The organism is Geodermatophilus sp. CPCC 205506 (assembly GCF_051383635.1).
Taxonomy (GTDB): domain Bacteria; phylum Actinomycetota; class Actinomycetes; order Mycobacteriales; family Geodermatophilaceae; genus Geodermatophilus.
Genome location: NZ_JALPKP010000013.1, coordinates 15,082 through 35,676, shown reverse-complemented (window position 1 = coordinate 35,676; position 20,595 = coordinate 15,082). Strand labels below are relative to the sequence as shown.

Sequence of the window (20,595 nt, the reverse complement as noted above, 5' to 3'; positions counted from 1 at the left end):
CGGGAGACGCTCAGGCCTGGCCGCCGGAGGTCGCGACCTCGAGTCCGCTGCGGAGCAGATCGGCGCTCAGCGAGGCCGAGGCGGCCCGGAGGTGCGGCAGGGCACCGGACAGGCGAGGGCTGCGGAGGGGGGCGAGGAGGCCGATCGCGGCCACCACGCCGTCGTGGCCGTTCACGGGCACGGCCAGTGAGGAGACGCCGAGGCGGTGCTCCTGGGCGCTGCGCGCCACGCCGCTCCTCCGGATCTCGTCCATCTGTCGACACAGGGCAGCCGGATCGGTGACGGTGTACGCGGTGTGCCGCCGGAGGTCACCGGCGACCCGGTCGACGAGGCCGGGGTCGGCGTAGGCCAGCAGCGCCTTGCCCACCGCCGTGCAGTGCAGCGGCAGGTGGTGACCGGGACTGTGCCGGGTGGGGACGGTCCGCGTCCCGGAGAGCCGGTCGATGACCAGTGCGCCGGCACCGTCCAGGACGGCCAGGTGGACGGTGTGCCCCGTGGCTGCCACGAGGTCCTGCAGGTGGGGCTGGGCGAGCTCACGCAGCTCGGTGGGCGGTGCGAGCAGCCCGAGTCGCCAGAGGAGCGCGCCGACCTCGTAGCGGCCGTCGGCCCGGCGCTCCAGCAGGCGGCTCGCGACGAGGTCGGCGGCCAGACGGTGAACGGTCGCCAGCGGGAGGCCGCTGCGGCGGGACAGCTGCGAGAGGTTCAGCACCCGGTGGTCGGCGTCGAAGGCGCTCAGCAGCGAGGTGGCTCGAACCGTGACCGATCGACGACCCCCCGCCTCGCCGGCCCGACGATCGTCCTCCACTCCGCCAGGCTAGTGCGCTGGATCACTTCTTCCGGATCCCGGAAGGTCGTGCTGCTCCGACCGGGACGAGCGTCGCTACCCGGACCCCGACCGGTTCGGCACGGACCGCAGTGAACCGCCCCGAACGGACGCCGATGGGGTCAGGACTCGACGCCCCCACCAGCGCAGATGTAGTCCTGGCGCCAGGAAGCCGCCCATCGCCCGAGGCCGGTGCTACCCGTGCAGCCCTCGGGACCTGGCGCATGACGAGCCGTTCCGCTGAGTAGGAAACACGTCCGCCAGGGACCCGTCGGGGCGATCATTCTCTTTCGCGGGTCTCGTGGACCCACCGTGTCCACCGCGGGAGAGACCGGCTGGAGGAGCACATGATCAGCGGCACGACCACCCTCATCGCCCACCTCGGCTACCCGACCTTCGCGTTCAAGTCGCCTCTCATCTACAACCCCTGGTTCGAGAAGAAGGACATCGACGCCGTCGTCGTCCCGATGGGCGTCAAGGCCGAGGACTACCCGACCTTCTTCCGCTCGTTGTTCACGCTGACGAACATCCGCGGGGCACTGGTGACCATGCCGCACAAGGTCACGACCATGGGCCTGGTCGACGAGCTCTCGCCGACCGCGGCCGCGGCCGGCGCGGTCAACGCCGTCCTCCTCCGGGAGGACGGAACCCTCGTCGGGGAGCAGTTCGACGGGACCGGCTTCGTGCGGGGCGTTCTGCGGAAGGGCCTTACGTTGCAGGGGAAGAAGGCGCTCGTCGTCGGCAACGGCGGCGTCGGTTCGCCGATTGCGGCGTCGCTGGCCGAAGAGGGCGTCGCGGAGCTGGGACTGTTCGATCCGAACACCGCCGCATCCGAGTCGCTGGCGCAGCGGTTGACCGCTCACTACCCCCGGCTGCAGGTCACGACCGGCTCGAAGGACCCCGCCGGCTACGACCTCGCGGTGAACGCGACCCCGCTGGGGATGAACGACGACGACCCACTGCCGATGGACGTCGACCGGCTCGCCCCGACAGCGTTCGTCGGGGAGGTCGTGATGAAGCAGGAGATCACCCCGTTCCTGCGCGCTGCCCAGGAGAAGGGCTGCAAGGTGCAGGTGGGCAAGGACATGCTCTTCGAGATGATCCCGGCCTATCTGGAGTTCTTCGGGTTCGGCACGGCCACCCCCGAGGAGCTCCGCGCAGTCTCACTGGTGGAGGACTGACGGGCTCCTCGTTCCTCCGCATCCGTGAGGAGTCGTTCACACTGGGGCGACCGGGGCCGATGCGACCAGGTGGCGGCGCCGACGACGCTCGCGGACAGCCGGTTCCCGACCGTCGACGCAGAGTCGATGCAGGAGGGGATGGAGCGGAGGGTGACGACGAGGTGACTCGCCCCGCTGCGTCGGGGGCCGCTCCGCCGACGGTCCGCTGGGGCGTGCTGAGCACGGCGATGATCGCGACCACGCGAACCATCCCCGCGATGGCGCAGGCGCCGTCCGCGACGTTGCTGGCGATCGCCTCCCGGCGGCGGGATCAGGCCGAGCTCGCCGCGAGGGAACTGGGTGCGCCTCGCGCGTACGGGTCGTACGACGAGCTGCTCGGCGACCCGGAGGTCGATGCGGTGTACGTGCCGCTGCCCAACGACCTGCACGTCGAGTGGGCGGTACGGGCGATGGAGGCGGGCAAGCACGTGCTGTGCGAGAAGCCGCTGTGCCTCCGCGCGAGCGATGTGGCCGTCCTCCGCGGAGTCCGCGACCGCACCGGGCGTCACATCGAAGAAGCGTTCGGGTTCCGCAACCACCCGCAGTGGTACGAGATCGCCGCGCTGCTCCGGGCCGGGACGATCGGCGCAGTGCGGTCCCTGCAGGCGACCCTCGCCAAGCAGTTCCTCGACCCCGACGACATCCGCAACGACCCGGCTCGCGGCGGCGGCGCGCTGTACGACCTCGGCTCGTACGTCCTCGCCGCGTGCAACGCCGTCTTCGGTCGAGGTGCCCGGAGGGTCACCGCCTCGATGGATCACGACCCCGACTTCCGGATCGACCGGCTGACGACCGCGATGCTGGACTACGGCGATGCCCATGCCACGTTCACGGTGGCGACGCAGTCCGGTCCGGACTCCTGGGCCACCCATCAGCAGCTCACGGTCCTCGGATCCACCGGCTGGTTGCGGTGCGACTTCCCGTTCGCCCACGCCCGCCCGACCGCGTGCAGGCTGGAGATCGGCGATGCGGGCAGCGTCGGGTGCCTCCCGACGCGGACGATCGGGTACGAACCGGTGGACCAGTACGCGCTGCAGATCGAGCGGTTCTCCCGACGCCTTCTGGGCGAGGCCGTACCGGCCTGGCCCATCGAGGACGCCGCCGTGACGCTGACGACGATCGAGGCCCTCTTCCGGTCGGCCCGGGCGGGTCGGTGGGAGGACATCCCGGACTGAGTCACGGCTGCCAGCGGATCCTGCGCAGGCTCAGCGCGCCTCCGCCGCCCGGTCAGATGCCCGAAACGGTCAGAGGAGCCGCCCCGCTCACACCTAGACTCCGGCACCGTGACCTCCGTCGCCGAGCGCCGTGACGTTCTCGTCCAGCACGACGTCGAAGGGCGGATGCGCGACGGGGTCGTGCTCAGGGCCGATGTGTACCGACCTGCCGACGGCGGGCGATACCCGGTGCTCTTGTCCCGGCAGCCGTACAGCAAGGACGTCAACATCAACCTGATGTACGCCGATCCCGTCCGGCTGGCCGCCCACGGGTACATCGTCGTCATGCAGGACGTCCGGGGCCGCTACGCGTCGGACGGCGAGTTCACGCCCAGTGACCAGGAGTTCGAGGACGGCTACGACTCGGTCCAGTGGGCCGCCGAGCTCCCCGGCTCGGACGGCCAGGTGGGCATGTTCGGGCGGTCCTACCACTCGGAGACGCAGTGGCGCGCCGCGGTCATGGAGCCGCCTGCGCTCAGGAGCATGGTCACCGGTGTGTCGCGCTTCCACTACTCGACCGAGGCCCAGGAGCGACCGGGCGGCGCGCACGAGGGCTCCCGCCTCGGTTGGATGCAGTTCCTGATCGGAGCCGACATCCTGGCGCGGCGCCACCGCGGGGACCCCGAGGGTCTGGCCCGGGCGATGGCCGAGTTCGGCAGGACCACCGCGAGACTGGCCTCCGGCGAGCTGTTCCGACTCCTGCCGCTGCATCAATTGGCAGCTCTGCCCGGGAGCATGATGGGCGACGTCATCGCCGCGATGAGCAGGCCCCTCGACGCCGCGCTGCATCGTCGGCCGTGGCCCACCGACACGTACGAGCGCGTGCACGCCGACACGTTCCACGTCGGCGGTTGGTACGACATCTTCACGCCCGGCACGCTGACCCAGTACGAGGCCATGCGTGACGTGGCCGCACGCACCGGCCGCCGCGTCCCCCACCTGCTGGTCGGTCCGTGGACGCACAGCTCCTATCTCGGCAATGCCGGTGAGCTGGACTTCGGTCCCGCCGCCTCCGGGGCGGTCCTCGACGGCAGGGGTGGTCTCAACGGCGAGCACCTGCGCTGGTACGACGCCACCCTGAAGGGCCGCGACGACGCGCTGGCCGACACGGCACCCGTCCGGCTCTTCGTGATGGGCGAGAACCGCTGGCGCTCCTACGACAGCTATCCCGTTCCGGGGGCACGCACGGAGGACTGGTACCTGCAACCCGGCGGTGGCCTCGAACGCACCGCCGCAACCGACAGCGAGCCCGACCGCTACGACTACGACCCCGCAGATCCGGTCCCCACGCGCGGCGGCTCGACGATGCTGGCACCGACGTTGCCGCCCGGCCCCTTCGACCAACGCGAGATCGAGGCGCGCCCGGACGTGCTGTCCTACACCAGCGCGCCCCTCGAGCAGCCCTACACGGTGCTCGGCGCCGTCTCCGTCACGCTGTTCGCCGCCTCGTCCGCTCCCGACACCGACTTCGTGGCCCGGCTCGTCGACGTGCATCCCGACGGTCGCGCCTTCAACGTCGTCGACGGCATCATCCGGGCCAGCGCCCGCGACACCTACCCGGAGCCCGGTGTCGTCCGGCCCGCTCCGCCCAGCCCGCTCGAGCCCGACGCGCCCTACCGGTTCTGCATCGACCTGTGGGCAACCGGACTCACCTTCCTGCCCGGCCATCGCATCCGCGTCGACGTCACCTCCAGCTCGCACCCCCGCTGGATCCGCCACACCAACACCGACGACGACCCGGTGGACGCCACGGAGACCCGCGTCGCCCGGCAACGGATCTTCCACGACCCGACGCGTCCGAGCAGGATCCACGTGACCGTCGTCTGAGCCGGCGTCAGGCTCGCTTCGTTCCGCTGAGCGGAAGCCTCGCCAGGCCACTGAGCGGCGGAGGTCCCTTGGGCTGACACTGCAATCGATCGTCGGACTTCCGCTCGGGACGGAGGCATCGTGGACGAGACCCTGGTCGAACCCGCAGGCGCGCACGAGCCGCATGTGCAGAAGACGCCCCGCAAGGCCGCGATCTCGGCCTGGATCGGCAGCGCGCTGGAGTACTACGACTTCTTCATCTACGGGACAGCGGCGGCGCTGATTTTCCCGCAGGTCTTCTTCCCGGAGGGGAACGAGGCCGCTGCCACCATCGCGTCGCTGGCGACCTTCGGCGTCGCTTATGTCGCCCGCCCGGTCGGCTCCTTCATCCTCGGCCACCTCGGGGACACCATCGGCCGCAAGAAGGTCCTGGTCCTCACCCTGTTCGGCATGGGGGCCGCGACCTTCCTCATCGGGTGTCTGCCCACCTTCGACCAGATCGGCTTCGCCGCGCCCGTCCTGCTGCTGATCCTGCGCGTCTTCCAGGGCCTGGCGGTGTCCGGCGAGCAGTCCAGCGCGAGTTCCACCTCGCTGGAACACGCGCCGGCCAACAAGAGGGCGTTCTACTCCAGCTTCACCCTCGCCGGGACGCAAGGTGGGCTCATCCTCGCGACGGCAGTCTTCATCCCGATCTCGGCGATGCCCGAGGACGTTCTGTTCTCGTGGGGGTGGCGGATCCCGTTCCTGCTGAGCGTCGTGGTGATGGCGGTCGGTTGGTGGATCCGGCGCACCCTGCACGAGAGCCCGGCCTTCGAGGAGGAGGCCGAGCACAACGAGGTGCCGAAGGCGCCGCTCAAGGTGCTGTTCCGCGGATACACGCCGGAGGTGTTGAAGATCGTGTTCGCTGCGCTGGCCTCGGTCATCAGCACGATCTTCGGCATCTACCTGCTGACGTACGGCGTCAACACCGTCGGTATGGACCGCACGACCCTGCTGTGGTTGCAGATCACCTGCAACATCATCGCGCTCGGCGCGATCCCGGCTGCTGGCTTCCTGGCGGACCGTTTCGGTCGCAAGCCCGTGTACGTGACCGGCGTCGGGGGCGCCGCGGTGATGGTCTGGCCGTTCATCTGGGCGGTGAGCCAGGGCAACATGGCTCTGACGTGGGTCTTCGGGATCCTGATGGTCGCCGTCTTCTACAGCGGGTACGGCGGGGCCGCGTTCGCGCTGTGGAGCGAGCAGTTCGACACCAGGGTCCGGATGTCGGGCGTCGCGATCGGCACGCAGTTCGGATTCGCGCTCGGCGGATTCGCCCCGGCCATCGCCGCGGCGCTTGCCGGTCCGGACCTCGAGAACTGGGTTCCGGTGGCGGTCTTCGCCAGTGCGGCCGCGGCTGTGGCGGCGATCGCGGCGATGACCATGCGCGAGAACTACAGGACACCGATGCTCGACCTCGGTAAGGCCGTGCCAGGCGAGGCCGCCACTCGGGTGTGAGGCGCCGGCTCGACGACGAGCGCGGTGCGGGTGAGAGGAGTGGCTTCCGCGAGTCCCTCGGCGTCGCGCATGTCGGGAGGGCGGAAGGCCGACACCTCAGTCCGGCGTGACAGGTCCCGGGGACTCGCTGACCGATCGCTGCCGGTCCGCCGGTGAGAGCAGGGCACCCACGACACCGACCACGGTCACCAGGCCACCGACCACGTGCATCACGGCGAAGCCCTCACCCAGGAGCAACCAGGCCAGGCCGCCGGACAGGAACGGCATGGCGAGCTGCATCACCGGCGGCAGGTTGGCCGGAACCCGCGACAGCGAGTGCGTCGTGAGGAAGTGGCCCAAGGCACCCGGGACGACGGCGATGCTCGCCGCGATCAGCAGGTCCGTGAGGTCGATGCTCGAGACCCGTTCCCCGACCACGGCAGCGAACAACGAGACGGCCAGTCCGGCGACGACCGCCACCCCCAGCAGGAAGGGCAACGCGCCGATGTGGGCCATCGCCTGCTTGGACCAGACGAAGTAGAAGGCGAAGCACACCACGTTCGCCAGCGCCAACGCCATGCCGACCGGGTTCCCCTCCGGTCCCGTGGTACCCGCCACCACGACCAGAGCCGCGCCGACGCCCGCGACCACCGACCAGAGGCGGAAGGCCAGGCCGGGACGTTCGCCGAAGACCACGAAGGCGAGAACGCCGACCAGGATCGGCTGCAGCACCTGCATCAGGGTCACGTCGACCACCGACGTCGCCTTGATCGAGATCATGAAGAACAGCTGGTGCGCGCCGAAGGCCAGACCGGCCGCCGCCGTCCACCCCCACCCACGTCGGCTGGCACGCGTCCCCCGGACCCGGTGCTGCCACAGCGTGAGCGCCCCGAGCAGCAGGGCGCCGATCCACAGACGCCAGAAGGACAGCACGGCACCGGACGTGGTGGAGCCGGCGACCAGCACCGGACCGAGGCTGAACAGCACGACACCGATCCACAGCATGAGCAACGGCCGCTCGTCCAGCGCCTGAACCGCCCTCGCCCGCGTCGCCGGCGGGGTCACCGGGCGCGACCTCCCGATGCCCGGCGTGGCCGGATCGGTCCGGTCAGGGTCACACCTGGGATGGTGCCGCGTACCCCTGCCCCGTCAGCACGAGGATCCCGGCCCCGGCTCGGACGGCGGGCACTGCTTCCGTCGTGCTCCACGCTGTTCATCACCGGCATGGACAGGTCCACGAGGGCCACGTCGGGACACTCTTCTCGTCAGGTGACCCCACTGGTCCGGAACCCTTCCACGTGAGCCCACGCGAGGTCCGGGTGTTCCCTGAGTGGAACCGGCTACACCTCAGCACGGCGGCCGGGCGGGCTGGCAGCGTCGAGGAAGAGTACGCCGACGACCGCTCACACGACTGTCCCGGCCCCGCGTGCATCCGGCCGGACGGCGGCCCTGCGGACCCCTCGAGGACGAGACCTCACATGGCAGCGCAGACTGGCGCCCTGCCCTTGTTGAGGAGGCTCTCAGGCCGCAACGGATCGGATGACCGACATCCTGCGCGCCCCACTCAGGGTGCAGCGGACTGACCTTCGCCGGAGGCCGGGACCTCCTCGGACGACTCCTCGGAGGGGTCGGTCGGCTCGGCGGAGGGGCTCGCGGATCCTGTCGGTGCCGACTCCGAGCTCTCCGTCTCGCTCCGGTCGGAGGGATCCGGCTCCGCGGGAACATCCCCGGGCGCGCTCTCGGCTGAGGGCGTTGCGGGCGCCTGCGTCGTCGGGGAGTCGGGCGTCGATGGCGCCTGGTCGCGGTGCGAGGACGCGTTGGTGAGCGCGCCGATCGTCGTCGTCTCCGAGGTGGACGAGTCACCGACGAGCGCCGACACCGGCTGCTGCCCGATCACCTCCACCCCGGTCACGATGCCCATCGCCACCGCGAAGACGGCGGCGGCACCGGCCGCCATCCGCGACCACCGTGGCCGCCACCTCGCCGGAGCTCGCCGTGGGTCCAGTCGCGGCGGCAGCACGCGGGTGGCGTCGGGCTCCCCCGCCGGAGCTCCCGCCTGCCCGGTCCCTCGGCTCCGGGCCCCCCGCAGCCGCTCGTTCGTCCGGCGCAGGGACTCGCCGTAGACGGCGGCGCTCACGGTGGAGATCACGCTCGCGACCGCCGCGCCGATGAGGGTGCCCGCCATCCCGAACAGCGATGCGACCACGGCGGAGGAAACGGCGGCGAGGGCGCCGGCGGCGATCTGGACGGGGCTGAGGATGGGGCTCTTCTCGGACGGTTCGGCCTTGTCGGCTCGGTCGTCGGGAGAGGTCTTCGAGGCGGTCATGAGCTCCGTCGGGGTCGATGTCCGGGAGGAGGGCTGCACGGGTCCGGTCGGAAACGACCCGGGAGAGGCCGGAGCCGACCCAGGTCAGCGCCTTCGAGGCTACTGTGCCGCGCGTCCAGACCCCAGCCCGCGCACCTCGAGACCGCAGCCGGCACACCCCCGACGAGCCGGTGACCAGCACGAACACGCCCGTGTGATCCCGGTGACGCTGGGCCACCGCGGTCCCCAGTTGCACGCCTCGTGCCGGCCGCCGCGTGCTCGATGCTGCCCAGCTTCTCGGTCAGCACGCCCCCGACCTCCTCGGGTGTGGGGAAGGGGAACTCCCGACGCGGATTGACCTGGTTGAGCCGCCGGACCGCCCAGGCGTTGTGCAGCTCGCCCTCCCGGCGTGTCGATCGCGGTGCATTCGACGGAGACGAACGCTTGCCGGGCATCGAGCTACTTGCGTTCAGCCAGCTCGTCCTCGCCGATGCGCGCCGACGAGTCAGGCCGCCAGACGGTGGTCCAAGATCGCGTGAGCCCGCCGTCTGACACTGGAGAGCCGCACCCAGGGTCGGTCCGGACGTGTCCCACAAACTGGGCCGCCGAGGGCGACGGGGCCAGGCGTTCCGCTGTGCTCAGCCTCCTGGACCCACCTCTGGGTGCGCTGTCGAGCGGGGCCGAAAGTCCGGTGTTCGCTCCGGTGGCTGCAACCAAGCACGGGCCGACGGCACGTCAGTGGTGGTAGCGCGCCTCCAGGACGACGAGCTGGTCACCGTCGACCGCGTAGACCAGGCGGTGCTCCATGGTCGATGCGACGCGACCAGCAGCCCGACAGGTCCCCGCTGAGCCGCTCGGGCCTGCCGGTACCGGTCGCTGGATCCCGGGCCGCTTCGCTGATCAGGCGGTTGATCCGCGCGAGCACCTTCCGGTCCCCGGCCCCACTGGTGTAGTCCGCCCAGTCGTTCGCCGTGAACGCGATCCTCACTCCGACAGCTGGTGAGGCTCCACCGAACCCGCCGCGACGTCGGCGAGGCTCTCCCCGAGGCGCTGGGCGTTGCGCGGCGACTGGAGCAGGTACACGGTCTCCTTCAGCGACCGGTACTCAGCAGCCGCGACCAGGAACGCGGTGCCCTTCTTCGAGACGATCTCCACCGCGATCTGATCGGCATTCACCTCTTCGATCAGTGGGAACAACCGCTGGCGCGCTTCGCTGGCCGTCGCGGACATGGAGACTCCATCGGCTAGTGGTAGGAGAAACCGTCCCACCCGGCTGCTTTCGCGCGGCCGACCCGTTCCGGCCGAGTGTCCCTGGCCGACGCGAAGGCGCATGCGTCGAAGGTCGTCGCGCGGGTCAGCGGACAGCACATGCGCGGCGACGTGAGGGTGCACGGCAAGTCCTCCGCGGTGCTGCTGGCCACCGAGGACCTCGAGTCGCTGGAGGAGAGCATCGAGACCTCGCCGACGCCGACACCATGCGGCGGCTGCACGCCTCGAGGCCGAGCTCGCCCGCGGCAAGGTCGAGAACCGTGAGGACCTGGCGGCGGCCATGGCCCGCCGGCGCAGCAGGCGGCACTGAGCGACGCTCCGTAGTCCTACCTCCTGGCCATCACCCCGCCGCCCGCCGGCCAGGACCTGAGCCACGACGGCCCCGATGATCGGGCCGCGGGTCTCCGCCCGCGCCTCCTCGGTTCTGCGGGCCTTCGTCGCGCGGGGGTGCAACGCCACCGCCAGCCTCGTCGCCGTGCAACTCGGATACGCCCGAGTGGACTGGCGATGAACGGCAGGTGACGAATGGGTTCCAACGCCTTCGGCCTTTCTGCCCGCTTTCTCCGCATCACCCGACTCGCTCCCAAGACCGTCTCGGAACACGCCGCCTCCACGATGACCGGCGCTTCGTCCGGAGAACCGCGAAGGCCCGTTTCTGACTGAGAGGCGCGACCCTCGACAAATCCGTGAGCGCGCTCACGCGTTTCCCGAGAGGCGGACCACGATGCGCTTGGAGACCGCTTCGATCGATGACGTGCGTCACCACGTGTTGAGGCGGATCACAGCCGGCCTGCGTGTAATTGCACGCCCGACCGCCAACACTGAAAGGGCGACGCAGACTCGGTCGCACGACGAGAGAGAAAAGAAGAGGTGTTCCATGTCCTTCACGACGATCACGACGATGCGTACCTCGATCGCCCATCGCCGCGCCTCGCGCACGGCGCGCCGGCGTCTCGCGCAGGAGCTGGCCTCGTACCAGACGCCCGCCGAGCGCATGGAGCTTGGCCTGATCCTCGGCCGCTACTCGGCGGAGGAGACCGCAGAAGTCGACGCGATCCTCAGCCGACAGGCCACGTAGGCCCCGTCTCGCCCCGGCAGCTGACCACCCTGCGCCGGTACTGCCGACACGTCTTTCTGGCGCATACCTCTCCCCGCAGCGCTCGTTCCATGACAGCCGCGGCCTCGTTCGACGACCGTGACGCAACGTGCCCGTACAGGGGTCCGGTGCGTCAGAATCGGGAATGTCCCAGGATCATCACGGCCGACCGATCCGGCACGCCACGCCGAGCAGCGGCGCATTCACCGTGTGCCCGTCGCCCGAAGGCCGCACGGAGCATGTCTCCCCGGTGAGAGCACGAAGCGGCTCGTGCGCCTTTTGCCCGCAGCCGTCGGCCGCGGGTCCACAACCGTTTGTCCGGGTTCACTTGCGCAGGTCAAGGGAGATACGGAACGGCAGCGCTCGGTGGCGGACCAGCCCGAACAGGGTGCGATGGTGGTCAAGAGTCGCCGCCGGACTGTCTCCATGCCCCACCTCCGAATCGGCCGGTCCGGGCCGCGGCCGAAGTGGTGAAGCGCGATGGGGAGCTCGAGACCACACCGGCGCAGCTGGCGGTGGCGTTACACTGGGCGGAGACCAGGCACCTCTCCGGGCCCGGGACCCGGCGCCCGGGCGTGGTGGCGGCGTCAGCTCCTGGCCGGGCTCTCGACACGATCTCCGACCTCCGGCAGCAGCAGGCCCTCGTCGGGTCCGTTCCCGCGAAGCTCCAACAGTCCGGGCATCACACCGCGATGCGTGGATGATGGCCCGATGCTGATCATCGAGGATCGGGATGACGTTGCCGTTCTGCGCATCGACCACGGCCGGGTCGGCGCCCTCGACGTGGAGCTGCTGAACGCCCTCACCGAGGCCGTGACCGCATCCGACCGGGCGCTGGTCATCACCGGCACCGGCGCGTCCTTCTCCGCCGGGGTGGACCTGCGCCGGATCCTGGACGGCGGCCGGCCATACACCGAGGAGCTCCTGGCGGCCCTGTCCCGCACGTTTCGGGTCGTGTTCGACCATCCGCGGCCGACCGTCGCGGCGGTCAACGGGCATGCGATCGCCGGCGGCTGCGTGCTGGCCCTCGCCTGCGACCTGCGGCTGATGTCGGGTGGACGGATCGGGTTGACCGAGCTGGCGGTCGGCGTCCCCTTCCCGACCACCGCCCTGGAGATCGTCCGGCACGCGCTCGGTTCCCGTGCCGGCCAGGTGCTGTTCGGCGCGCAGACCGAGGACCGCGAGCGTGCGCTGGCCCTGGGGATGATCGACGAGCTCGCCGAGCCGGGCGAGCTGCTGCCGCGGGCGGTCGCGCTGGCCACCGAGCTGGCCGCCCGGTTGCCCGAGTCCTACCGGCTGGCCAAGATCCAGCTCCACCGCCCCGCGAACACGGCGATCGAAGCGAACGCCGGTGGCGACGCAGCCATCCTCGCCGGCTGGGCCTCCGACGACACCCGGCTCCGGATCGAGGGCGCCCTCGCGGCGCTGACCCGGCGCTGAACTCGGTACCCGAACTGCCGGGGCGGCTGAGCGAAGCCTGCGGATGTCCACCGGAGTACGTCTCCGCAGGTCAACCGGCGGAACGGTCGAGGGCGGACCACCTGGACGGCGATGAGTAACGTCACTTGGCGACCCTCGCGGCACCCTCTCGAGGCGACCACCAACGCTCAGACCGGGCGGTGCGCCAGTCCGCCCGCCGGAACGGCGTCCACGTAGCTCGCCGGTGCGCCGGGCAGCGCAGCGACGACCTGAGTCACGTCGAACCGGGCGTCAGCGAGCAGCCGGGTGTACTGAAGGCCGGTGCGTTGACGTCCATCGGGCGTGACGGCGAGCATCTCGAGGTCCAGCAGCTTCCCCATGGACGGCCGGGGTCGTCAGGCAGCACCAGCTCGATGATCAGCAGGCGTGAGTCGGCGCGCATCGCGGATCGGCATGTCCCGAGGATCTGCAGTGCACTCCCGTCGTCCCAGTCGTGAACGATGTTGCTCAGGATGTAGAGGTCGGCTGCCGGCGGCACCTGGTCGAAGAAGTTCCCCGCGACCCGCTGGCACCGGTCGGCGACCCCGGCGGCGTGCAGTACCGGTTCGGCTTCGGCGACCACCTGCGGGGTGCGAGCAGGGCGCCGGTGCCGCCACCGACGTCGACCAGGGTCGTGTATCCGGAGAAGTCGTACACGACAAGGATCCCGGCAAGAAAGCTCCCGGCGATGTCCTGCATGGCGCCGTCGAAGACGGCGGCGTCGTCGGGATGTGTCTCCAGGTGGCCGAGCGGATCGGTGTCGTGCACCCGCGCGAACGCCGGCTCTCCGGTCCGGACGGCATGTTCCAGGTCATCTCCAGGCACGTTCGCGGGATCCGTGACGTCGTTCGAAGCTCGTTGCTGTACCGGTTGCCGTACTTCTCCCTCGCGGTCGGCCGTGTCAACCGGAGGGCGAGGGTCGCGCGCCGACCGTGCACCAGCAGCTTCCGAGGTCGCCGCCGCACGAGTGAACCTTGCGGTGCGGCCAAGCCGGCTCATCAAGCCGGCCTGCCTCCCTGCCACCGGGGATGGTGTCGCCACGACCGCTCTGCATCGGCCCCGCAGGCGGGGAACCCGCTGGGCACAGCAGGTCCGTACGCCGCCGAACACCGCGCTCCGGGGCTAGGGTGCGAACGCTCGATGCCCGCCAGGGAGAACCGATGATCACGCTTCTCACCGCGCTGAGCGGAATCGCCTGGACCGTCGTCTACATCGAAGCGATCCGGGTGGGGTTTGCCCAGCGGACCTACGCGCTGCCCGTTGCCGCCCTCGCGCTGAACATCGCCTGGGAGTCCATCTACTCGGTGTGGGGCCTGGCCACGGAGCCCGGCCTTCAGGCGTACATCAATCTCGTGTGGGCCCTGGCCGACGTCGTCATCGTCTACACCTTCTTCCGGTACGGCCGGCGGGAGCTGCCCTCCTTCCTCACCCGGGGCATGTTCATCGGGTGGGGGGTCCTCGTCTTCGTCACGGCCTACGTCGTCCAATGGGCCTTCGTCGTCGAGTTCGACTACGCCCAGGCGGCGCGCTACTCAGCGTTTCTGCAGAACCTGCTGATGTCTGGACTGTTCATCGCGATGTTCGTTGGGCGGCGCGGGCCGCGCGGGCAGTCGATGACCATTGCGGTCGCGAAGTGGATCGGGACCGCCGCGCCCACGATCATCTTCGGTGTCCACGAGAGTTCTGCCTTCATCCTGACGCTCGGAATCCTGTGCTTCGTCTTCGACGTGGCCTACATCGCGCTCCTGGCCTGGGCCCGGAGGCATCCCGACGCCCTCCCGGCCGGCGAGGAGATTCGACTGGTGCACGGGGCGACGGACTCCGCACAGGGTGCCTGGTGGTCACAAAGGTGGTGAGGAATCGCGGTCGCGAACTGCACGAGCACTGATCTTCAGCGACCGTGGCGCCCTTGCGGAGCGTGACGGTGAGTCAGCCGGATCACCTGCGTGTCCCGAGCATTCCACCCACCCGACGTCGCCCGGCCGAGGTGCAGCTGGTCGTCAGGACGCGCCCGGCACGGCGGCGGTCTTCGGGAGCATGTGTGAGAGCTGGTCGTGCAGTTGTGCGGGCAGCGGGACCGGGCGTTCCCCGTCGCCGACGTACACCGCCAGGTGACGTCCCTCGATGGCGAGGTCGCTCCCGGTGCGGATCAGCCATGTGTAGCCGATCGATGACCTGCCCACCGTGGCGACGCCGAGGGCGAGCTCGAACTCGTCGTCGAAGCGCAACGGGGCGCGGTAGGTGGCCTGGACGTCGACGCGGGGGAAGCCGCCGTGGAAGGAGTGGCCGAGGCTGCGGAGCAGGTCGTGTTCGGCGGCCTCGGCCCAGCGGAAGGCTGCGGTGAAGTGGATGCGGCCGCTGGCGTCGGTGTCGACCCAGGCGACCCGGCCGCGGTAGTTGTGACGGGTCGGGGTGCTGGCCGCGGTCATGTGTCTGCCTTCGCTGCGTCCGGAGTGTCGGTGGGGGTGTCGTACTGCTGGCGGAGGACGAGTTTGTTGAACTTGCCGACGGCGGTCTTGGGGATGGCCTCGACGATCTCGATGCGCTCCGGGATCCACCAGCGGGCCACCTTGGGGGCGATGAACTCCCGCAGCTCTTCGGATGTCGCGGTGGCGCCGGTCCGGAAGGCGACCACGGCCAGGGGCCGTTCGGTCCACTTCTCGTCGGCGACGGCGACGACTGCGGCCTCGGCGACGGCCGGGTGGTCCATCAGGGCGCTCTCCAGCTCGGGGGTGGAGATCCACTCGCCGCCGGACTTGACCAGGTCCTTGGCGCGGTCGGCGATGCGGATGTAGCCGCGCTCGCTGATGGTCACGACGTCGCCGGTGCGGAACCAGCCGTCGTCGGTCCACTGCTCCGCGCTGGCCTCCGGAGCGCCGACGTACTCCTGGGCGACCCAGGGGCCGCGGATCTCCAGCTCCCCCAGGCTGTGTCCGTCCCACGCCACGAAGCCGGCCTCTCCCCGGGCCCGGATCTCCAGGAACGGCATGGGCACGCCCTGGGCGTAGCGGTTGGGGCGCTGCTCGTCCTCCGGTGCGTCCTGCAGGTCCCAGGTCAGGTTGGCGATGGCGCCCATGATGAGCTCGGTCATCCCCCAGGTGTGCACGAGCGGGACGGCGTGCCGGCCGCGCAGGCCCTCGATCATCGCCGGCGGGGCGGTGGCGCCGCCGCTGAGCACCGCACGGAGCGAGCTGGTGTCGTGCGCGCCGGGGGCGGCGTCGAGGGTGTTGAGCAGACCCATCCACACGGTGGGCACGCCGCCGGTGAGGGTGACCCGCTCGCCTTCGATGAGCTCGAGCAGGCTGTCCGGGTCGAGGAACGGCCCGGGGAGCACCTGCTTGGCGCCGAGCAGGGCGGCGGTGTACGGCCAGCCCCAGGCCAGTGCGTGGAACATCGGGACGACCGGCATGACGACGTCGTCGTCGCGGATGGCCAGCCATCCGGGCAGGGCACTGGACAGCGCGTGCACGGCGATCGCGCGGTGCGACACCTCGACACCCTTGGGCCGGCCGGTGGTGCCGCTGGTGTAGGTGACCAGCGCGGTCGACCGCTCGTCGAGTTCGGCGGGCTGCCACTCCGGGTCTCCGGTGGCGAGCAGCTGCTCATAGCCCAGCAGTCCCGGGGGTGCCGTTCCCACCACCACGACGTTCCGGAACGGAGTGCGGTCGCGGATCTGCTCGAACAGGGGAAGGAACGCCTCGTCGACGATGAGGACCCGGTCGCCGGCGTGGTCGGCGATGAAGGCGATGTCGTCGGGGTGCAGCCGCGGGTTCAGCGGATGGGTGACCAGGCCGGCGATGGGCGCCGCGTAGTAGGCCTCCCAGTGCTGTCGGTGCGTCGCGCACAGGGTCGCCACCCGCGTGCCGGGCTCCAGTCCGAGCCGGAGCAGGGCGGAGGCCAGCCGGCGGGCCCGGGCGGCCAGCTCCCCGTAGGTGGTGCGGTGGCAGCTGCGGTCGGGCTCGCGGCTGACCACCTCGCGGCGCGGGGAGAACTGCTCGGCGCGGCGCAGGATCGCGGCGATGTCCAGGGACTGGTGCATCGCCTTCACTCCCCCGCCGTGCCCACCCGGCCGGCGGCCGCCGCGGTGAGGTCGTCGCGGCGGTGCTGGGCGATGAACGGCTGCTCCACCACGGTGGCCCGCAGGCGCCAGGTCGGGTAGCCGGGGAAACCCCAGTCGACGGTGACCGCGGTGCCGATCGGCAGCTCCCGGTCGACGCGGGCGTTGCTGATCATGCGTCGGAGGTTCGGGCTGTAGGTCGCGGCGGAGGCCCAGCCCACCTGCTCGTCGTCCCGGCGCACGCGCTGGAACTGCAGGCGGAACTGGCCCCACGGGAGGTCCGGCGGCGGCGGGGCGGGAGCGTCACGGAACTGGGCGGCGAACAGTTCGCCGATGTCGTCGGCGTTCCAGAGCAGGCCACGCCAGAGCCGGCGGGGTCCGCCGGCATCGGCCTCGGCGCGCAGCGCGTCCCGGCCGACGAACTCGTGGTCGAGGTCGACGGTGTACCCCCAGCCGACCTCGGCCGGGGTGACCAGCTGATCGGCGAGGTCGTAGTCGACGGCGGCCAGCTCCTCCTCGGTGACCCACAGCCGGGCGAAGCGGGACAGCTTCTCGCGCGGGAACCGGTCGGGCAGGAAGTCGCGGATGATCGTGGGCATGTTGCTCTCGGTGTGGCCGATCAGCTGCGCCTTGAAGCCCAGTTCCCGCAGCCCGAACTCCCGGCCGACCTCGCGGATGCGGCGCCACAGCTCGTGGGCGCGGCCGGTGTCGGTGCGCATGAAGAACTCGTAGCCGACCTCGCCGGTCACGCCCTGGCGCTGGACTATCACCTCGGTGCCGAAGAGCTCGATCCGGCGCCAGCGGGAGAAGCGCATGTCGGCGAACGCCTCGCCGGTCACCGCCTCCAGCACCTGCAGGGAGTGGGGCCCCTGCAGGGCGTAGCACGTCCAGTCGGGGGTCTGGTCCTCCAGCTGGACGTCGATGCCGAGCTGCTCGGCCTGCCGGGGCAGCCAGAACTGGGCGCCGGACTGGGTGAACAGGTAGTCGTCGTCGCCGAGCTTGAGGGCCAGCCCCTCGATCGCGATCTTGCCGTGCTCGCTGAGCATCGGCGTGAACAGCGTCTGCCCGACCTCCTGCCGCCGCACGCTCTTGACCGAGATGCGGTCCAGGAAGTCCTCGGCGTTCGGGCCGGTGATGCGGACCTTGTTCAGCCAGCTCCAGTCGCCCAGGACCGCGGTGGTGCGCAGCGCCCGCGACTCCTGCCACCAGCGGGTGTACTCGTACCCCATCAGGAAGCCGCCGTTGAGGTGCATCCACGTCTTGCTGATGTTGGTCTCGTCCTGCGCCGGCGCTCCCGGCGAGCCGAGGTAGGGGCGCTCGAGGAACGCCGGCTCGCGGTACTGGTTGGCGCGGTGGTACAGCTCCCGCAGGTCGTCCATGGTTCCTCGCTCATCACGTCGTCGCGGCCCCGTGGGGACGATCCCAAAGCTAGACGCTCACTCGGACGAGCGTCAACACTGCTGTCCAACGTTGGTCGGGGATCGCCGGTGCCTACGATCCTCGGCGTGAGCCAGGTGACGGAGGGCGTGGACGCGGCGGCCGGCGCCGGGGTGGGGACGCGACCGCAGCACCTGCTGCTCACCCTGCTGGGCGACTTCTGGTACCACCGCACCGAGTCGCTGCCCTCGACGGCGCTGGTCCGCCTGCTGGCCGAGTTCGGCGTCACCGAGCAGAACGCGCGCGCCGCCATCAGCCGCCTGGCCCGCAAGGACCTCCTCGTCGCCACCCGTCAGGGCCGGCGGACGGCGTACGCGCTGAGCGAGGCCGCGCACACCACTCTCCTCGAGGGGACTCACCGGATCTTCCGGTTCGGCAGCGATCCGCAGCCGTGGGACGGCCGGTGGACGATGGTGGCCTTCTCCGTTCCCGAGGAGAACCGCTCCCTGCGGTCCACGCTGCGCACGCGCCTGCGGTGGCTGGGGTTCACCGCGCTGTTCGACGGCGTGTGGGCCGCGCCGGGCGATCACAGCAGCCAGGCCGACGCCCTGCTCGCCGAACTCTCCCTGAGCACCGCCACCATCGTCGTCGGCACGGCCTGCGGGCCCGCCGACGGCGACCCGGCGCGCGCCTGGGACCTCCAGGAGCTGGGCGACCGCTACGCCGACTTCCTCGAGGACTTCAGCCGGGTCGCCGACCGAGTCCACGCGGGCGAGGTCACCGATGCCGAGGCGCTGGTGCTGCGGACGACGCTCATCGACGTCTGGCGCACCTTCCCCGCGCTCGACCCCGAGTTGCCGGCCGAACTGTTGCCCGCGAAGTGGCCGGCACGCCGGGCCCGTGAGCTGTTCACCGACGTCTACGACACCCTCGGCCCGCAGGCCACCCGCCGCTTCCGGGAGCTCGTCGCGGTCGACGACCCGAGGGCCGCGCTGCTCGCCCGGCACCACACGTCGGTGGAGGCCCTCGCCGAGGACTGACCCCGGCGAGAGATCCCGCGCCTCAGTCTCCGGTCTGGGCGACGAGGTCGTCCGTGCTGACCTCGGTCTCGATCAATCCGTCCGCGAGGGCCAGCTCGACGAGACGCTGCGTCGACTCGGCGTTCACCTCCGGCTGCCAGCGCGGCAGGGTGATCTGCTCGATGACCTCCGGCGGGATCTGGGTGTAGGTCCCGATGATCGCCCGAGCCTCGTCGGGGTTCTGCTGCGCGTACTCCGCCGACCGGGCGACGGCGCCGGCGAAGCGCTCGACGAGGTCGGGGTTCTCCTGCAGCGTCTGCTCGGACGTGAAGTACGCGGAGGCCATGAGGTCCGGCGACACGTCGATCCAGTTCCACGCGACCGGCACGGCCCCCTGGGCGAGCGCGCCCGTCAGGAAGGGCTCGACCACCCAGATGGCGTCCACCTGGCCGTTCTGCAGCGCCGCGCCCATGTCGGGGAAGGGCAGCTCGACGAACTGCACGGCGTCCGGGTCCCCGCCGGCCGCCCGGACGGACTCGCGGATGGACGTGTCCCCGATGTTGCTCAACGTGTTGACCGACACCCGGCGGCCGGCCAGGCCCGCGGCGTCCTGGATGTCGCTGCCCGGCGGCACGACCACCGCGCCGTAGTCGGCGCCCACCTCGCCGGTGCTGGAGCCGCCAGGGGCGATGATCTTCACCGGCAGGCCCTGACTGCGCGCCACGATCAGCGACGTGGGGTTGCTGAACCCGAAGTCCAGCTCACCGCTGAGCACGCTGGGAACGATCGCCGCGCCGCCCTGGGCGATCTGGAACGTCAGCTCGATCCCCTCGTCGGCGAAGAACCCCTGCTCCTGTCCCAGGTAGATGGGGGCCAGGTCGACGAGGGGGAGGACACCGAGCGAGACCTGCGTGACCTCACTCCCCCCGGTGGTGGCTCCGCCCTCCTCGGACGACGCCCCACCTCCGCAGCCGGCCGCGAGCAGGCAGGCCACAATGGCGGCCGACAGGGCCTTCGGGATGCGCATGAGGACTCCTCGTTGATCCACCACGGATGCGCCGAGACGGCGCACCCGAAAGGTAGACACCAACCTGGCCGATCGTCAATGGGCTAGTCAAGAGTTGCGGGCGGCGTGACCTGCGTCGCCACACCCTCCCGTCGGCGCACCACGGGGCAGGCCAGGTCAGCCGCCGCCGGTGTCGATCCCCGGGAGCTGCAGTCGGACCCGGTAGCGGCGCCCCGGGTGCAGGCCCGCCAGCCGGGCGGACCCGGCGGCCAAGCGCCCACCGCGACCGGCGCGTACAGGGCGTCGCCCAGATCCGGCACAACGACGCCGTGCAGGTGGTTGTGCGGGTCGGGGAGGGACGCCGGCTGGCCGGCTCGGCGTGACGGCAGGCCGGCTTCGTCTCCACCACTCGGGCGTGCCCTCCCATGCCAGTCCGGTGCTGAGTGAGGGCACCCCGACGGCGTTGGACACA

At 70.8% G+C, this 20,595-nt stretch carries 20 protein-coding genes; 9 read left to right on the top strand and 11 right to left on the bottom strand.

Annotation, left to right across the window (positions count from 1 at the left end; translation table 11 throughout):
• Positions 1–10: 10 nt before the first annotated feature.
• Positions 11–805 carry an IclR family transcriptional regulator gene (locus MY520_RS09545; protein ID WP_436691850.1) on the bottom strand — a complete coding sequence of 265 codons (795 nt, stop codon included), beginning with the start codon at positions 803–805 and terminating at the stop codon, positions 11–13.
• 365 nt (positions 806–1,170) lie between these two features.
• Here MY520_RS09545 and MY520_RS09540 point away from each other — a divergent pair, with 365 nt between their 5' ends.
• The 4 genes from MY520_RS09540 (at position 1,171) to MY520_RS09525 (ending at position 6,557) form a co-directional block, all read left to right on the top strand.
• Entirely contained in the window at positions 1,171–2,004 is an 834-nt protein-coding gene (locus MY520_RS09540) for a shikimate dehydrogenase family protein (protein ID WP_436691849.1), read from the top strand.
• A gap of 161 nt (positions 2,005–2,165) precedes the next feature.
• Positions 2,166–3,218 (top strand): Gfo/Idh/MocA family protein, encoded by a 1,053-nt coding sequence (locus MY520_RS09535; RefSeq protein WP_436691848.1) that lies wholly within the window; start codon positions 2,166–2,168, stop codon positions 3,216–3,218.
• Between the two features lie 108 nt (positions 3,219–3,326).
• Positions 3,327–5,084 carry a CocE/NonD family hydrolase gene (locus MY520_RS09530; protein WP_436691847.1) on the top strand — a complete coding sequence of 586 codons (1,758 nt, stop codon included), beginning with the start codon at positions 3,327–3,329 and terminating at the stop codon, positions 5,082–5,084.
• 120 nt (positions 5,085–5,204) lie between these two features.
• Positions 5,205–6,557, top strand: coding sequence for an MFS transporter (locus tag MY520_RS09525; RefSeq protein WP_436691846.1), 1,353 nt, complete (start codon positions 5,205–5,207; stop codon positions 6,555–6,557).
• 96 nt (positions 6,558–6,653) lie between these two features.
• Here MY520_RS09525 and MY520_RS09520 read toward each other — a convergent pair whose 3' ends face one another.
• The 4 genes from MY520_RS09520 to MY520_RS09505 form a co-directional block, all read right to left on the bottom strand.
• On the bottom strand, positions 6,654–7,601 hold the full coding sequence (locus tag MY520_RS09520; protein WP_436691845.1) for a DMT family transporter: 948 nt from the start codon (positions 7,599–7,601) through the stop codon (positions 6,654–6,656).
• Positions 7,602–8,100: 499 nt separating this feature from the next.
• Positions 8,101–8,862, bottom strand: a complete 762-nt coding sequence (locus tag MY520_RS09515; protein ID WP_436691844.1) for a hypothetical protein — start codon at positions 8,860–8,862, stop codon at positions 8,101–8,103.
• Between the two features lie 751 nt (positions 8,863–9,613).
• On the bottom strand, positions 9,614–9,829 hold the full coding sequence (locus tag MY520_RS09510) for a Txe/YoeB family addiction module toxin (RefSeq protein WP_436691843.1): 216 nt from the start codon (positions 9,827–9,829) through the stop codon (positions 9,614–9,616).
• Complete coding sequence (locus MY520_RS09505; protein ID WP_436691842.1) at positions 9,826–10,071, bottom strand: type II toxin-antitoxin system Phd/YefM family antitoxin; 246 nt, start codon at positions 10,069–10,071, stop codon at positions 9,826–9,828. The genes MY520_RS09510 and MY520_RS09505 overlap by 4 nt, the downstream gene beginning before the upstream one ends.
• Positions 10,072–10,146: 75 nt before the next feature.
• On the opposite strand from MY520_RS09505, the gene MY520_RS09500 reads away from it, so the two are divergent.
• The 3 genes from MY520_RS09500 (at position 10,147) to MY520_RS09490 (ending at position 12,646) form a co-directional block, all read left to right on the top strand.
• Positions 10,147–10,374 carry a type II toxin-antitoxin system Phd/YefM family antitoxin gene (locus MY520_RS09500; RefSeq protein WP_436691841.1) on the top strand — a complete coding sequence of 76 codons (228 nt, stop codon included), beginning with the start codon at positions 10,147–10,149 and terminating at the stop codon, positions 10,372–10,374.
• Positions 10,375–10,987: 613 nt separating this feature from the next.
• Positions 10,988–11,188, top strand: a complete 201-nt coding sequence (locus MY520_RS09495) for a hypothetical protein (RefSeq protein WP_436691840.1) — start codon at positions 10,988–10,990, stop codon at positions 11,186–11,188.
• A 729-nt stretch (positions 11,189–11,917) separates the two neighbouring features.
• Positions 11,918–12,646: an enoyl-CoA hydratase/isomerase family protein gene (locus MY520_RS09490; RefSeq protein WP_436691839.1), complete on the top strand. Its 729-nt coding sequence runs from the start codon at positions 11,918–11,920 to the stop codon at positions 12,644–12,646.
• 253 nt (positions 12,647–12,899) lie between these two features.
• Here the strand turns inward: MY520_RS09490 and MY520_RS09485 are convergent, their stop codons facing one another.
• Together MY520_RS09485 and MY520_RS09480 are read right to left on the bottom strand one after the other, a co-directional pair.
• Positions 12,900–13,247, bottom strand: a complete 348-nt coding sequence (locus MY520_RS09485; protein ID WP_436691838.1) for a methyltransferase — start codon at positions 13,245–13,247, stop codon at positions 12,900–12,902.
• A complete protein-coding gene (locus MY520_RS09480; protein ID WP_436691837.1) occupies positions 13,133–13,489 on the bottom strand; it encodes a methyltransferase in 357 nt (118 codons plus the stop codon). The genes MY520_RS09485 and MY520_RS09480 overlap by 115 nt, the downstream gene beginning before the upstream one ends.
• 335 nt (positions 13,490–13,824) lie before the next feature.
• Between MY520_RS09480 and MY520_RS09475 the strand changes: the two genes are divergently transcribed.
• Positions 13,825–14,520 carry a hypothetical protein gene (locus MY520_RS09475; RefSeq protein ID WP_436691836.1) on the top strand — a complete coding sequence of 232 codons (696 nt, stop codon included), beginning with the start codon at positions 13,825–13,827 and terminating at the stop codon, positions 14,518–14,520.
• Positions 14,521–14,664: 144 nt separating this feature from the next.
• Here MY520_RS09475 and MY520_RS09470 read toward each other — a convergent pair whose 3' ends face one another.
• Genes MY520_RS09470 through MY520_RS09460 form a run of 3 tightly spaced genes read right to left on the bottom strand, consistent with a single transcriptional unit; the run spans position 14,665 to position 18,100 of the window.
• Positions 14,665–15,093 (bottom strand): acyl-CoA thioesterase, encoded by a 429-nt coding sequence (locus tag MY520_RS09470; protein WP_436691835.1) that lies wholly within the window; start codon positions 15,091–15,093, stop codon positions 14,665–14,667.
• The gene (locus MY520_RS09465) at positions 15,090–16,703 is read right to left on the bottom strand and encodes a long-chain-fatty-acid--CoA ligase (RefSeq protein WP_436691834.1); all 1,614 of its coding nucleotides are present in this window, start codon (positions 16,701–16,703) and stop codon (positions 15,090–15,092) included. Before MY520_RS09465 ends, MY520_RS09470 begins: the two co-directional genes overlap by 4 nt.
• Positions 16,704–16,708: 5 nt before the next feature.
• Positions 16,709–18,100 (bottom strand): glycine cleavage T C-terminal barrel domain-containing protein, encoded by a 1,392-nt coding sequence (locus tag MY520_RS09460; RefSeq protein ID WP_436691833.1) that lies wholly within the window; start codon positions 18,098–18,100, stop codon positions 16,709–16,711.
• Positions 18,101–18,226: 126 nt separating this feature from the next.
• On the opposite strand from MY520_RS09460, the gene MY520_RS09455 reads away from it, so the two are divergent.
• Positions 18,227–19,138, top strand: coding sequence for a PaaX family transcriptional regulator (locus MY520_RS09455; protein ID WP_436691832.1), 912 nt, complete (start codon positions 18,227–18,229; stop codon positions 19,136–19,138).
• 22 nt (positions 19,139–19,160) lie between these two features.
• On the opposite strand, the gene MY520_RS09450 is transcribed toward MY520_RS09455, so the two are convergent.
• Positions 19,161–20,144, bottom strand: a complete 984-nt coding sequence (locus MY520_RS09450) for an ABC transporter substrate-binding protein (protein ID WP_436691831.1) — start codon at positions 20,142–20,144, stop codon at positions 19,161–19,163.
• Positions 20,145–20,595 lie beyond the last annotated feature (451 nt).